Origin of the sequence: Paenibacillus sp. 2TAF8 (genome assembly GCF_052114825.1) — a bacterium.
GTDB lineage: Bacteria > Bacillota > Bacilli > Paenibacillales > Paenibacillaceae > Paenibacillus.
On the sequence record NZ_JBFRFN010000020.1, the window covers coordinates 74,847 to 87,798 of the forward strand.

The 12,952-nt window shown below is 44.7% G+C and carries 10 protein-coding genes; 6 read left to right on the top strand and 4 right to left on the bottom strand.

The annotated features are described in order from the left end of the window. Nucleotides 1-45 precede the first annotated feature (45 nt). Nucleotides 46-1,458, bottom strand: a complete 1,413-nt coding sequence (locus AB4Z30_RS23600) for a fibronectin type III domain-containing protein (RefSeq protein WP_441929881.1) — start codon at nucleotides 1,456-1,458, stop codon at nucleotides 46-48. 204 nt (nucleotides 1,459-1,662) lie between these two features. Next, nucleotides 1,663-1,818: a YqzM family protein gene (locus AB4Z30_RS23605; RefSeq protein WP_110897381.1), complete on the bottom strand. Its 156-nt coding sequence runs from the start codon at nucleotides 1,816-1,818 to the stop codon at nucleotides 1,663-1,665. Nucleotides 1,819-2,088: 270 nt separating this feature from the next. On the opposite strand from AB4Z30_RS23605, the gene trxA reads away from it, so the two are divergent. Together trxA and uvrC are read left to right on the top strand one after the other, a co-directional pair. Continuing rightward, nucleotides 2,089-2,406, top strand: a complete 318-nt coding sequence (gene trxA, locus AB4Z30_RS23610; protein WP_090919457.1) for a thioredoxin — start codon at nucleotides 2,089-2,091, stop codon at nucleotides 2,404-2,406. A 357-nt stretch (nucleotides 2,407-2,763) separates the two neighbouring features. Further along, on the top strand, nucleotides 2,764-4,851 hold the full coding sequence (gene uvrC / locus AB4Z30_RS23615) for an excinuclease ABC subunit UvrC (protein WP_441929882.1): 2,088 nt from the start codon (nucleotides 2,764-2,766) through the stop codon (nucleotides 4,849-4,851). On the opposite strand, the gene AB4Z30_RS23620 is transcribed toward uvrC, so the two are convergent. Further along, nucleotides 4,820-6,517, bottom strand: coding sequence for a CPBP family intramembrane glutamic endopeptidase (locus AB4Z30_RS23620; RefSeq protein WP_441929883.1), 1,698 nt, complete (start codon nucleotides 6,515-6,517; stop codon nucleotides 4,820-4,822). The two genes, uvrC and AB4Z30_RS23620, sit on opposite strands and share 32 nt — an antisense overlap. A gap of 453 nt (nucleotides 6,518-6,970) precedes the next feature. On the opposite strand from AB4Z30_RS23620, the gene AB4Z30_RS23625 reads away from it, so the two are divergent. Both AB4Z30_RS23625 and AB4Z30_RS23630 read left to right on the top strand, forming a co-directional pair. Then, nucleotides 6,971-8,290: a TrkH family potassium uptake protein gene (locus AB4Z30_RS23625; RefSeq protein ID WP_441929907.1), complete on the top strand. Its 1,320-nt coding sequence runs from the start codon at nucleotides 6,971-6,973 to the stop codon at nucleotides 8,288-8,290. Between the two features lie 33 nt (nucleotides 8,291-8,323). Next, a complete protein-coding gene (locus tag AB4Z30_RS23630; protein ID WP_441929884.1) occupies nucleotides 8,324-8,995 on the top strand; it encodes a potassium channel family protein in 672 nt (223 codons plus the stop codon). A 113-nt stretch (nucleotides 8,996-9,108) separates the two neighbouring features. Here the strand turns inward: AB4Z30_RS23630 and AB4Z30_RS23635 are convergent, their stop codons facing one another. After that, nucleotides 9,109-10,032, bottom strand: coding sequence for a LysR family transcriptional regulator (locus AB4Z30_RS23635; protein WP_441929885.1), 924 nt, complete (start codon nucleotides 10,030-10,032; stop codon nucleotides 9,109-9,111). 334 nt (nucleotides 10,033-10,366) lie between these two features. On the opposite strand from AB4Z30_RS23635, the gene AB4Z30_RS23640 reads away from it, so the two are divergent. Together AB4Z30_RS23640 and sdhA are read left to right on the top strand one after the other, a co-directional pair. Further along, nucleotides 10,367-11,035 (top strand): succinate dehydrogenase cytochrome b558 subunit, encoded by a 669-nt coding sequence (locus AB4Z30_RS23640; RefSeq protein WP_441929886.1) that lies wholly within the window; start codon nucleotides 10,367-10,369, stop codon nucleotides 11,033-11,035. 128 nt (nucleotides 11,036-11,163) lie between these two features. After that, nucleotides 11,164-12,906 (top strand): succinate dehydrogenase flavoprotein subunit, encoded by a 1,743-nt coding sequence (sdhA, locus tag AB4Z30_RS23645; protein ID WP_441929887.1) that lies wholly within the window; start codon nucleotides 11,164-11,166, stop codon nucleotides 12,904-12,906. The last annotated feature ends 46 nt before the right edge of the window (nucleotides 12,907-12,952 follow it).

The following is a 12,952-nucleotide window of genomic DNA, read 5'->3' on the forward strand; positions in this document are numbered from 1 at the left end:
AATTAGAGGACACTTTCTATCTAAAGTGCTTGTTTACGTATCGCTTTATTCGTTATTCTCAACCTCATACTCATCAACGTCAAAGGATAAAATTTTATCAAATATTACATATTCAGTTCTAGTTTTGAAGGGGCCTTTGTTCCAGTTCTTCGTGAATTTATACATAGATGAGCCCGTACCAGCCTCTTTCTTGTTAAACCACTCGATAAAAGCCTGAACTTCTACCATGGTTAAATCATACTCTTTGATCTGTCCACCGGATACATAAATTGTAAGAAGTGCTTTAGTTTTATCAGAAGCGTGTGGAGTAACATTAATTGTTTCACTTTTACCGAGTTCGTTTCCGGATGAATCAACTGCAGTGACTGTGAAATTGTAATTCGTGCCGTTCGTTAATTCTTTTACTTCAAAAGAAGTTTCAGGTGCTGGTATTAATGCGATAAATTCATTATCTTTATATACCTTATAGCCTGTAATATCACTATTTGATTCTGCAACCCATGTTAGTGTTACAAGAGAATCACCTGCTTTTCCAACTAAACTTAATGTTATCTGAGGCGGAGTAGTATCTGAAATTTGAACAGTCACAGATGCAGATTTCACAGATTCGTTACCATTCAAATCAACTGCACTGATTTGATATGTATACGGGATACCAACTTCTCTTTCGGTATCTAAAAAGAAACTGCTTGTTAAGAGTGTTGTATTAATTTTTTTACCGTCTCTATAAATATTGTATCCTGCCAAATCAGATTCAGTATTATCAGACCAATCAATTTCTATCTGCTTGTTACCAGGGACTAAAACTACATTTTTAGGAACTGCGGGAGCTACGTTATCTATAGGAGTTATTGATATTGTTGCTTTAGTACTTTCTTTACTACTACTTACCGAAGTAACACTGAAATTATAAGATGTCCCATTATTTAAACCATTCACGACATATCTATCTGAATTGATTGGAGTCGTATTTTGCTTAACATTGTTTAGGTATACATTGTATCCAATTACATCGGAATTGGTTGTTTTATTCCATTTGAGACTTACCGTTTTATCACTAGCAACACCAGTAAGGTTTGTTGGAACAGGAAGTGGTATAGGGCTTGTACTAGTAATCTTATTTATTGGTATTGGTATAATCGCTGTTTCAAATGCACCTGCCCCATAGTACATACCAGTGACAGATTCAACCTCAGTGAATTTCAAATACCTTACTGTGTGTGCTTCAGAATATGTAATACCGTTGTTGTTCTTTAGAGCTCCATGGATTTCAAATTCCCCCTTATCATTATAAAGTTCAAATCTTGAAGTGCCAGAACCTTCAAACCTTAAACTTTTTATGGAAACATTACTACCGATATCTATGTACTTTGTACCAGCTGCAGAAATGAACCCTGCCGGAGTTAGACATAGAACCACTAAAATCATCATTAACCAAATTAAATTCCTTTTTCCCATATAATATTCCTCCATTACTTATGAATAGGAATATTATACTAAAATGAAAATATTAAGTATAGTCCTAAAGTATTAGTTTGAATAAGGATCTACACCGGATTTACAATTAATAGCTAACTAAAATTTCAAAAAAGCCTGGCTTTCGCAATATGCGAGAACCGGGCTTTTTTGGTCTGTGAGAGCCTGAGTACTGACTTGAACATCCTATTCGGTTAGGAATTTGAAAATTACCATACCAAAGAAGATGACAGTCATCAGGCCGCCCATACCGACAACGCCCATAATCAGATCAAAGAGATCGTTACGCGGCTCCTCGTTCACATGTTCACGCGGGTCGGTCATCCGAATATTAGCGTCCATAGGTTTGCCTCCTTATGAGGATTGACAGCTTGGCCTGCAAGCAGGGCTGGGGCTCCAATCCGGAGTAATTTTAGTATACTTGGAAAAGAAAGCGTTTGTAAAGATTTTGCAGATGGGCTGTTGCACCTGTAATTGTGAAGATTTCATGTTGGGAAGATGAACATTACCTGTTCATTTCACATGTCTAATCCACATGTGTTATACTGGAAGTGTCGTTCACGACGTTACAGGTTAAAATAAACCGTAAGTATATATAAGGAGGACAATTTCATGGCTATTGTTAACGTATCCGATCAATCCTTTAACACGGAAGTCGAAGGAGAAGGAACGGTTCTGGTAGATTTCTGGGCGCCTTGGTGTGGTCCTTGCAAAATGCTCGCTCCAATTCTGGAAGAACTGTCCACAGAAGTTGGCGATTCCGTAAAAATTGCTAAAGTAAACGTGGATGAGAATCCAGAATCTGCTTCCCGTTTCGGCGTAATGAGTATTCCAACATTGATCTTCTTCAAAGACGGTCAACCGGTTGATAAAGTGGTTGGTCTGAACTCTAAAGAAGCTCTCAAAGGAATCATCGAAAAACATCAATAAGCAGCAAGCCAAAACACGAATAAGTGCAGGCTGACACATCGCCTCCGGTTTACATGCCGGAGGCGTTTTGCGTCGAAAAGCTTGATACAGGACAATATAAAAGTAAAATATAAATGATGTGAAAATTTATTTATATTTTATAATTGAATTAAAATGAAACTGGAAATTTACATGATTAACGGAGAGGACAGAAATGAACAGGAGAAACGAAGTGGGCGCGTTTATCACCGGATTTTCCCTTTGAAAAGGGAATCAAAAAATCTGGGGATAACAGCGATCGAAGGTTCATTCTGTCGTCGGAGTGAAACATGTAAGGTGAAGGCTTCAATTTTTTCGGAAGGGAGGACTCACCGAATTATGGATCCATTTATGCAGGAGCTAAACGAGCAGGAGAAGGCGCTGGAGCAGATTCGCCACAAGCTCGCATTGCTTCCTGATCTGCCAGGCTGTTACTTGATGAAAAACAGTGAAGGCACGATTATTTATGTTGGTAAAGCTAAAGTGCTCAAAAACCGCGTACGCTCTTATTTTATTGGCAGTCATAATGGAAAGACGCAGCGTCTTGTATCCGAAATCCGTGATTTTGAATACATCGTGACCGGTAGCAACATGGAAGCACTCATTCTGGAGTGTAACCTGATCAAAAAACATATGCCGCGTTACAACGTGCTACTTAAAGACGATAAAACATTTCCTTATCTTAAAATAACAAATGAAAAGCATCCACGGCTCGAAGTGACCCGCCGAGTGCTGAAAGATAAAGCCAAATACTTCGGTCCCTACCCGAACTCATATGCGGCACACCAAACGAAAAAACTGCTGGATCGGATGTATCCGCTCCGCAAATGTGGTGTGATGCCGAAAGAAGTCTGTCTGTATTACCACATGGGCCAATGCCTTGCTCCTTGTGTAAAGGAAGTGGGCAAAGAGCAGTATGACGAGATTTCCCAGGAGATTGGATCATTTCTAAGCGGCGGGCATGAAGAGATTAAAAAGGACTTGCAGCGCAAAATGCAGGAAGCGGCCGAAGATTTGTATTTTGAACGTGCCAAAGAACTGCGTGACCAGGTTATCGCGATTGATGCGATCATGGAAAAACAGAAAATTACGATGGCGGATGCCAGAGACCGTGACGTCTTTGGATTTGCGATTGATAAAGGCTGGATGTGTGTCCAGATTCTATATATGCGTCAGGGGAAAATGATCGAACGTCATGTGTCTACCTTCCCGTTTTACGGTGAGGCCTATAATGATTTCATGTCCTATGTAACCCAGTATTATAGTGATAACCCGGCTTTGCCACAGGAAATTTTGCTACCGGAGATGCCAAAAGAACTACTCTCTGGCGAGGCAACAATCGATACTGCAAAAGGGAGTCATACGAATACATCCGAGGATAAACATTCTGAGGGGGCAGTTGAATCCACAGAGGTTGAAGTGAAAGCGGGGATGAACCAGACCGCTGCTTCGATGCCGCTTGTTGCCGAGACACTTGTAGCTTATGGGGCAGAAGCAACCGAGGAAGAAAAGAATAACGCATCCGATTCACTGGAACCGTCAATCGCCAAATTGCCGTCCGAGCTCGAGGACCCGTCCCAAATGGCTGCTTCTCTGCAAGAATGGTTGGACATTAAAGTGTACATCCCGCAGCGCGGACTGAAACGCCAGATGATCACGATGGCACTCGACAATGCACGGGTGGCATTGGAAGAGAAGTTCCGCCTCATTGAGCGTAATGAAGAGCGGACATCCAAAGCATCCGAGGGATTGGGACGCTGGATTGGACTGGATCAGCTGCGCCGGATTGAAGCATTTGATAACTCGAATATTCAGGGGACGAATCCCGTATCGGCCATGATTGTATTTACCGATGGTAAACCGGACAAAAAAGAATACCGTAAATATAAAGTGCGTTCTGTCGAAGGACCGGACGATTATGAAACGATGCGAGAAGTCATCCGCCGCCGTTATGAGAGAGTGCTTAAGGAAAATCTGACCCAGCCTGACCTGATCGTGGTCGATGGCGGTAAAGGGCAAATTTCGGCTGCTGTGGATGTGCTTGAAAACGAACTGGGATTATTTATTCCGGTGTGTGGATTGGTGAAGGATGCCAAACACAAAACATCACAGCTGATGATTGGCAATCCACCGGAGGTGATTGCTCTGCCGCGGGATAGCCAGGAGTTTTATCTGTTGCAGCGGATTCAGGAAGAGGTTCACCGATTTGCGATCTCATTCCACCGCGAGCAGCGTGGTAAATCGATGGTTACGTCACGGCTTGATGCTATTCCGGGTATTGGGGAGAAGCGTCGCAAGCTGCTGTTGAAGCACTTTGGCTCTTTACGCAAAATAAAAGAGGCCAGTGTCGAAGACTTCCGGCCTCTATCTATTGGAGATAAACTAGCAACTCAGATTATTGCAGCACTTCGTGATGAGGAGTCGTGACATACGGCTTCTCTTTTTGTTTGGGATTAAAATGGTAGACCACATATCCAACAATAGCCGGCAACACAATCCAGAAAATTCCGGCGCCCATGTTCAGTGCGTCTCCCATGAAAATCAAGCTGAGTCCCATCAGCAAGCTGTCAAAGATGACATGGGCGAAAACAACAGCAATGAAGCCGTGACGCAGCATGATCAGACTGAACAACAGTCCAATAACAGTCAGTTCGATCGGTCGTGTAATAACCGGATAGATCGGATACAGCGTATGTCCAAGTGCCCAGATGATGGTAGGAATCAGACAGGCGATAAACGTGTTACGTACAACCTTTTGCATCATGCGAATACCAAACAGTCGATATACCGCCTCTTCGCCAATACCGGCCATCCACGCCATAATCGGGAAGATCCAGGCATATGTCATGTTATATGTCGATTGATCTGCCGAGGTTGTAGACCATGTGCCAATGCTGCGTTCCAAAATAAAGAACAGAACGGATTGTACACCAAGCAGAATGAATGCCCATAGATAACCGGCATACATACTGTGTAGTACATATTTGCCGTAACCGGGCTCCTTGGCACGAGGCCATGGATTCAAGCCGATTTTGCGCCACATGCCGTCTCCGGCTACAAGCGACAGATAGATCGTAGCACTCATCACGATTGTTATGCCAGTTTGGATGAGCATAAGGAATACTAACATGAAGCCAGAAAGCCCCTGTGCCTGAAAGAGAGGCAGCATGTTCAGTGTACCGATCATAGAAGCTGCAAAGTACACCAGTGACAATACCACGCCTCGTTTGAACGATGTATTTGCACGAGCCAGAATGCTGTAAATGATGGCAAGCACCCCGAGGACAAATGTCAGAAAGGCGTAACCACCATAAGTTAACCAGTTGGCTAACTGGGTCTGGTCTTTAACATAATCTGTATGAGATTTCGGTACAGAGAATCCTGGATCGAACGAACGGACAGCCCCATTTTCAAATGTAAAATTCAATTCTAGCTTGGAGTTGCCAATCGTTTTACTTGCATCCGTGTACTTCAGACCTGGCTCGCCATCTCGTGTATCCAGTTGGAGTGTCGGGATGTCATATCCGAATTCTTTCAAAACTCCAGCCGCAAGATCTTCTTTTTTGTTCAACGGCACATTGCCTTCTGCAAGCGACTCTGAAGTTCTTCTGATACCCTGTTCTTGCTCTGATTCAACGGCCGTATACAGGGACGAAGGCAGCACGCGTTTGAAAGCGACCACTTTACCTGTTTTCATATGTACGTCAACGTTAAGGTAACCGCCTCTGTCCTGATCAAGCAAACGCACACGGTATACATCGTAAGGATAAGCTGCTTCCCACTTCTGATTGTATGTGCTGAGTTGCTTAGTCTTCGCCATATAACCGTAAATATCGGAATGGGTCTGATACGTTACAAGGGGTTTACTAGCATTGCTGGGGAGCGTATAGTCATCAACAGAAGCCGCGAATGAACGTGCAGATTGGATCGCTTGATCCTTACTAATAAAGGATGTTGACGAAATTTCAGTCGTTTGTGACGAAGTCGCAGGAAAGATCTGAAAGACAAAAAATAAAATCAGTCCAATCACCGCAAGCAACCCCAAACGCTTGAAGTTAGCCTTAAGCTGCAAAGGCTGCCCTAAGGGATTCATGGAATGGTGTTCCTCCTTTTTTTCAATTACATCGTAATGTAAAGATAGCATAGGGCATGTACTTAATGCCAATGACAGAACGAAAACTGGTGTAAATCTTTGAAAATGAATGAAAATGTTCGAAAAAATCTGATCTTGCAGTCCGGGTCTAAATGTTTTTCCCATTTTGAACGAATTCGATGTTATTTACACAAAAATCGTTTTGTGTGCATTCGCCGCAGCGCTTATAATTTTGAAGCAAATATGCAAAAATCCGCATGTCTAACTTGCAACAAGGGAACGAATAGAACGAAGAGTGCTTAATAGCTGGAATGGCTACTAAAATAAACAGGTTGTATACCAACTCCAATTATATGTTGCTTTTTTACGAATCATACATAGGCTCCACGGGATGGAGTCATTTTCTTTTTAGCAGAGGTGGATGATACTGAAGTGAAAGCGAATGTTCAATGGATGCGATTATCGCCGCCACGTATTCTGGTGTTAGGGTTTGCTGGCATTATTATGCTGGGCACATTGCTGCTGATGCTTCCGGCATCCAGCCGTAGCGGTGACAGTCTGGACTTTATCGATGCACTCTTCACGGCGACATCGGCTGTCTGTGTGACAGGACTGGTTGTTGTGGATACAGGAACCTATTTTTCCTTACTGGGTCAGGTGATTATTGCTATTCTGATACAGATTGGCGGTCTTGGCTTTATGACGATGTCTACGCTGGTTGCGATTGCCTTCAAACGAAAAATATCGCTCAAGGAGCGATTGATTTTGCAGGAAGCGATGAATCACAGCACGATGGAAGGCATTGTGAGGCTGATTCGCAAGGTTGTGATCTACTCGCTGATTTTGGAGGGGATCTGCGGTACGTTGTTCGCCCTGCGCTGGTCATTCGATATGCCGTTGGGACGGGCGATGTATTACGGATACTGGCACGCGATCTCAATGTTTAACAATGCAGGGTTTGATATGTTTGGTCATTTTAGCAGTCTGACGAGCTACGTCTATGATCCGTTTGTTAATTTTACAGCCATGTTTCTGATTGTTTCCGGGGGAATCGGGTTTGTCGTGCTGTCCGATCTGGTAGATTATCATAAAACAAAGAAGTTGTCGCTACATTCCAAAGTGGTCCTGCTGATGACGGCCTTGTTGATTGTGTTTGGCGCATTGGTCATCTTTGTGTTTGAGTTCAGCAACCCGCGGACCTTGGGCGGCCTGGACTGGGGCGGTAAATTACTCGGTTCGTTCTTCCAATCAGTGACACCGCGTACAGCGGGAGCTAATACGGTAGATATTGCCGGACTAAGGCAGGCAACGCAATTTTTCATGATTATTTTGATGTTTATCGGTGCATCTCCAGGTTCAACGGGAGGTGGCATCAAAACAACAACATTCCTGATTATGGCCGGAGCAGTCATTGCGATGATGCGTGGACGGGAGGATATCGTCTTTTTCCGGTATCGGCTTGTGCAGGAACGCATTTTCAAGGCGCTCACGATAACGCTGCTGGCTTTGTTATTCATTATTACGGTCACAATGGTGCTGAGTACAACAGAGGACAGTAATTTTTTAATGATCTTATTTGAAACGACATCTGCCTTCGGTACCGTAGGGCTTTCACTTGGTTTGACGCTGAAGCTGACCACGTTTGGCAAGTTAATGATCTGTTTTACGATGTTTGCAGGACGGCTTGGACCGATCACACTGGCGTATGCATTGGGTCAGAAAAAGGGTAAGGACTTATACAGGTATCCGGAAGGCAAAATGATTATTGGTTAGTGATTATTTGGACAGAGGGGTTCGTGAAGAACAATGAAAAAACAACAGTTTGCGGTGATTGGACTTGGCCGGTTCGGCTCTAGTCTGGCGCAGGAATTAATGGAACTGGGCTATGAGGTGCTTGGTATTGATAAAAATGAAGAGCTGGTCGAAGACATGAGTGATCTGGTCACTCATGCTGTTGTGGCGGACGCTACAGATGAGGAAGTGCTTCGCTCTCTGGGCATTCGTAATTTTGACTGCGGCATCGTTGCCATCGGCGACGATATTCAGACGAGTATACTGACCGCCATCCTGCTCAAAGAGCTGGGTGTCAAAACGGTTGTAGCTAAAGCCATCTCTGTTCTTCACGGACGTGCACTCGACAAACTGGGCATCGACCGTGTTGTTTATCCTGAACGGGATATGGGTGTTCGGGTCGCTCACCAATTGGTTACACCAAACTTGCTGGATTATATCGAATTGTCCAATGATTACAGCATTGTGGAGATGAAGGTACCTGCATGTCTGCACAATAAAACACTCTCCAGTCTTAATGCACGCGTGCGCTTTAACTGTAGTATTGTAGCCCTGCAAAAAGAAGCCGGGGTCATTATTGCCCCGACGGCGATGGATTCCCTGCAAATGGGGGATATCATGGTCATTATTGGTAATAATAATGACATTGACCGTTTTGAAGAAGAAGTTATTAGTCAAGAGAGCTGAGCAGATAAAGTTATTTTGATCGTCAACTGTTGATGAGGTTAACCCTATAACCCTCTTCAGCCTCTTCAGAAGCTTGTCTCAATAAAGGGATAAGCTGCCCCATCTTCATGAAATCAAGGCGTTGTTGTCCTCCGTGAGGGCAATGACGCCTTTGCTGTAAAAAATGCAGCGGTCTCCCTGACCCATTGTTTGGAGGTTTCGCTGAGGTTTTCCTTTTCCCCATAGATCATGCAGGTTGTTCTACGGGTCTGTTTCAGCTGGGGCAGATGCACCGCAACGAGATCATTATCTGCTAACAGTTGAGGACGAAGATAGGATTTAGGCAGCAAGGCAGCAGCTTTGCAGGTCGGCAGGAGACGGATAATCGCCTCAAACGAATCGATCTCCATACGAATGTCAGGCATCACAGTGCAGCGTTGGAACAGATCATCTGTCAGTTTGCGATACCATGTTCCTTTGGAGAACGTAATCATGGGTAGATCCTGCAAATGCTCCATCCCGGCTTCTTTGCCGGCAAGCGGGTGCGTGAGCGGAACGACCAGTTCCAGGTGATCATCAAATAGCGGCACACAGTTGAGTCCTGCTTCGCTAATGGATGAGGCCACAATGCCTACATCGGCTTTTTTATCACGTACAAAAGAAACGATCTCATGTGTCTTGCCAGTCAATAGTTTCAATTCTGCATGAGGATGCTTCTCCATGAAGGCGTTGACCAGCGGAGGCAAGGTGGTCTGAAGTGTTGTCAGGCTGGCACCGAGTGTAATAATGCTCTGTTCCTCATCCTTGTATTGAGACAGCATGGTGAGAAATTTCTGCTGCTGCTGTTTCTGCTCGACGGCGAAGGTGTATGCGAATTGACCTACACTTGTTAATTCAAGACGTTTGCCACGACGATGAAAGAGGGACACGCCTAGCTCATCCTCCAGTTTGGAAATTTTACGAGAGAGTGCAGGCTGAGACAGATTCAGTAATTTGGATGCACGGTTTAGACTGGATTGTTCCACGACCGCTGCAAATGCGTTTAATTCTTCGAACATGAACACAGACCTCTTTTCTTATGTGTGTGATTCTTGCCCTTGATTAATCGTTTGCCCTATTGTATGGCCTTGAGACCGGATGTTTGGAGATTGTATAGCCTGCAAAGCCGTTGTTTCAAAGCTTATACCTATAGGTTATAACATTTAATAATTATATTGCAATTCCCTTATAAGAAAAAAAGGAGTAACATGAATCGTGACACAAGTTGTTCACACCTGATGAAAACGGAACAATTTGTCGAACCTTTTCATGGAAAAGGGTTCGAGTCGTGATAAGGTATGAGTATTAACATTTATGAAAACGTTGTATTTAGCGAAAGGGGATCGACATTTTATGAAAGGGTTTTACTCCAGAAAGCTGCACTCCTTGCTTGGCGTCATTCCGCTCAGTCTGTTCTTTGTTGAGCATTTGGTGACGAACTTCACAGCAGTTGAAGGCGGCAAAGAAGCATTTTATGGTGCCGTTGCATTTCTGAACGGTCTGCCTCTTGTTATTGTGATTGAGGCTCTCCTCATCTGGCTGCCGCTTTTCTATCACGGTGTATATGGGCTGTACATTGCCTATCAGGCCAAGCCTAATGTGGGTCGTTACGGCAATGAGCGCAACTGGCGCTATACGTTGCAGCGAATCAGTGGTGTTATCACGTTTGTCTTCGTGATCTGGCATGTATGGGAGACTCGTGTACAAATTGCCTTGGGTAATGTTACACATGAAGAGATAGGCGGCGTTATTCATAATGCTGTGACGAATCCGATAACCTTTGCTATTTATATGGTTAGTGTGGTTGCAGCTTCATATCACTTTGCCAATGGTTTGTGGTCGTTCCTCGTTAGCTGGGGAATTACAGTCGGACCTCGTGCACAGCGGGTATCCTCGTATGTATGCATGAGCTTGTTCGCTCTTATTTCCATCATGTTTATCGCTTCATTGTTTGCTTTCCGGAATGTAGATTTCCAGACAGCAACTTCAATGATCGACGCGGTAAAATCGGTTTTGGTCTAAACTTGGCGAATCAACACTTGTTGATTTATGTTTTCTGATTATTAAAACTCACTGTTTTAATTTCTGTGATTTATGCTTACTGATCAACTTTAGTGATTAATGCTTATCTATAAGGGAGTGAACTAGCAATGGCATCATCGAATGTAATTATTGTGGGCGGCGGTCTCGCGGGATTGATGGCGGCGATCAAATCGGCTGAAGCCGGAGTCCATGTTCATTTATTTTCACTGGTTCCTGTTAAAAGATCCCACTCCGTATGTGCCCAGGGCGGTATCAACGGTGCGGTAAATACCAAAGGGGAAGGCGACTCCCCATGGGTTCACTTTGACGATACGGTTTATGGCGGAGACTTTCTTGCCAACCAACCGCCAGTTAAAGCGATGTGTGAGGCAGCACCTGGCATCATCCACTTGATGGACCGGATGGGCGTTATGTTTAACCGTACACCGGAAGGTTTGCTCGATTTCCGTCGTTTCGGAGGAACGAAGCATCACCGTACAGCATTTGCCGGAGCGACTACAGGGCAGCAATTGCTCTATGCTCTGGATGAGCAAGTGCGTCGCTGGGAAGCAGCAGGTCTCGTAACGAAATACGAGAACTGGGAGTTCCTGCAAGCCGTTGTGGACGATGAAGGCGTATGCCGCGGTATCGTGGCACAAGACCTCAAAACGATGAAGGTGCAGACCTTCCCTGCCGAGGCTGTTATTCTGGCGAGCGGTGGTCCTGGTATCATTTTTGGTAAAACAACGAACTCTGTTATCAATACAGGTACTGCTGCAAGCGCGGTATATCAGCAAGGCGTGAATTATGCTAACGGCGAATTCATTCAGATCCACCCGACTGCAATTCCAGGAGACGACAAGCTACGTCTGATGTCCGAATCTGCGCGTGGTGAAGGTGGACGAATCTGGACATACAAAGACGGTAAGCCTTGGTATTTCCTTGAGGAGAAGTATCCATCCTACGGTAACCTGGTTCCGCGTGACATCGCGACTCGTGAAATATTCAGTGTTTGCGTAGACATGGGACTTGGTGTGAACGGCGAGAACATGGTGTATCTCGACCTCTCTCACAAAGATCCGAAGGAGCTGGACGTGAAACTCGGTGGAATCATCGAAATCTATGAGAAATTCATGGGTGACGATCCGCGTAAAATTCCGATGAAAATCTTCCCGGCAGTTCACTATTCCATGGGCGGCATGTGGGTAGACTATAACCAAATGACAAACATTCCGGGCTTGTTTGCAGCCGGCGAATGTGAATATCAATATCATGGTGCGAACCGTTTGGGTGCAAACTCACTCGTATCCGCAATCTATGGCGGTATGGTGGCAGGACCTAAGGCAGCTGAATATATCAAAGGTCTTAAGAAATCATCCGCTGATATCTCTTCTTCTGTATTCGATGGTTATACCAAGCGCCAAACCGACAAGTACGAAGGCATCTTGAAAATGCAAGGTACGGAAAATGCTTATGTGATCCACAAAGAGCTGGGCGAGTGGATGACAGCCAATATGACCGTGGTTCGTTATAACGACAAACTCGAAGCGACCATTGGCAAAATCAAAGAATTGAAAGAGCGTTATGGCAAAATCAACATGTACGACAACTCTGGCTGGAACAATCCGGGTGCGGCATTTACCCGCCAGTTGTGGAACATGCTTGAGCTTTCTGAAGCGATGACACTTGGGGCATTGCTGCGTAACGAGAGCCGCGGAGCGCACTACAAACCGGAGTTTACAGAGCGTAACGATGAAGAGTTCCTGAAAACGACCATCGCGAGCTGGTCGAAGGAAGGCCCACAAATCTCGTACGAGCCAGTCGACGTATCCTTGATTCCACCACGTATTCGGGACTACTCAAAAGACTAATCGGATGAGGGAGTAACAGCGATCGAAGGGGGATTCCGCGATCAGA

Coding starts and splice junctions, on each gene's coding strand:
- AB4Z30_RS23635 (WP_441929885.1), bottom strand. CDS start 10,032: ATGTTCGAAGAATTAAACGCATTTGCAGCGGTCGTGGAACAATCCAGT.
- AB4Z30_RS23625 (WP_441929907.1), top strand. CDS start 6,971: ATGCGATTATCGCCGCCACGTATTCTGGTGTTAGGGTTTGCTGGCATT.
- trxA (WP_090919457.1), top strand. CDS start 2,089: ATGGCTATTGTTAACGTATCCGATCAATCCTTTAACACGGAAGTCGAA.
- AB4Z30_RS23600 (WP_441929881.1), bottom strand. CDS start 1,458: ATGGGAAAAAGGAATTTAATTTGGTTAATGATGATTTTAGTGGTTCTA.
- uvrC (WP_441929882.1), top strand. CDS start 2,764: ATGGATCCATTTATGCAGGAGCTAAACGAGCAGGAGAAGGCGCTGGAG.
- sdhA (WP_441929887.1), top strand. CDS start 11,164: ATGGCATCATCGAATGTAATTATTGTGGGCGGCGGTCTCGCGGGATTG.
- AB4Z30_RS23620 (WP_441929883.1), bottom strand. CDS start 6,517: ATGAATCCCTTAGGGCAGCCTTTGCAGCTTAAGGCTAACTTCAAGCGT.
- AB4Z30_RS23605 (WP_110897381.1), bottom strand. CDS start 1,818: ATGGACGCTAATATTCGGATGACCGACCCGCGTGAACATGTGAACGAG.
- AB4Z30_RS23640 (WP_441929886.1), top strand. CDS start 10,367: ATGAAAGGGTTTTACTCCAGAAAGCTGCACTCCTTGCTTGGCGTCATT.
- AB4Z30_RS23630 (WP_441929884.1), top strand. CDS start 8,324: ATGAAAAAACAACAGTTTGCGGTGATTGGACTTGGCCGGTTCGGCTCT.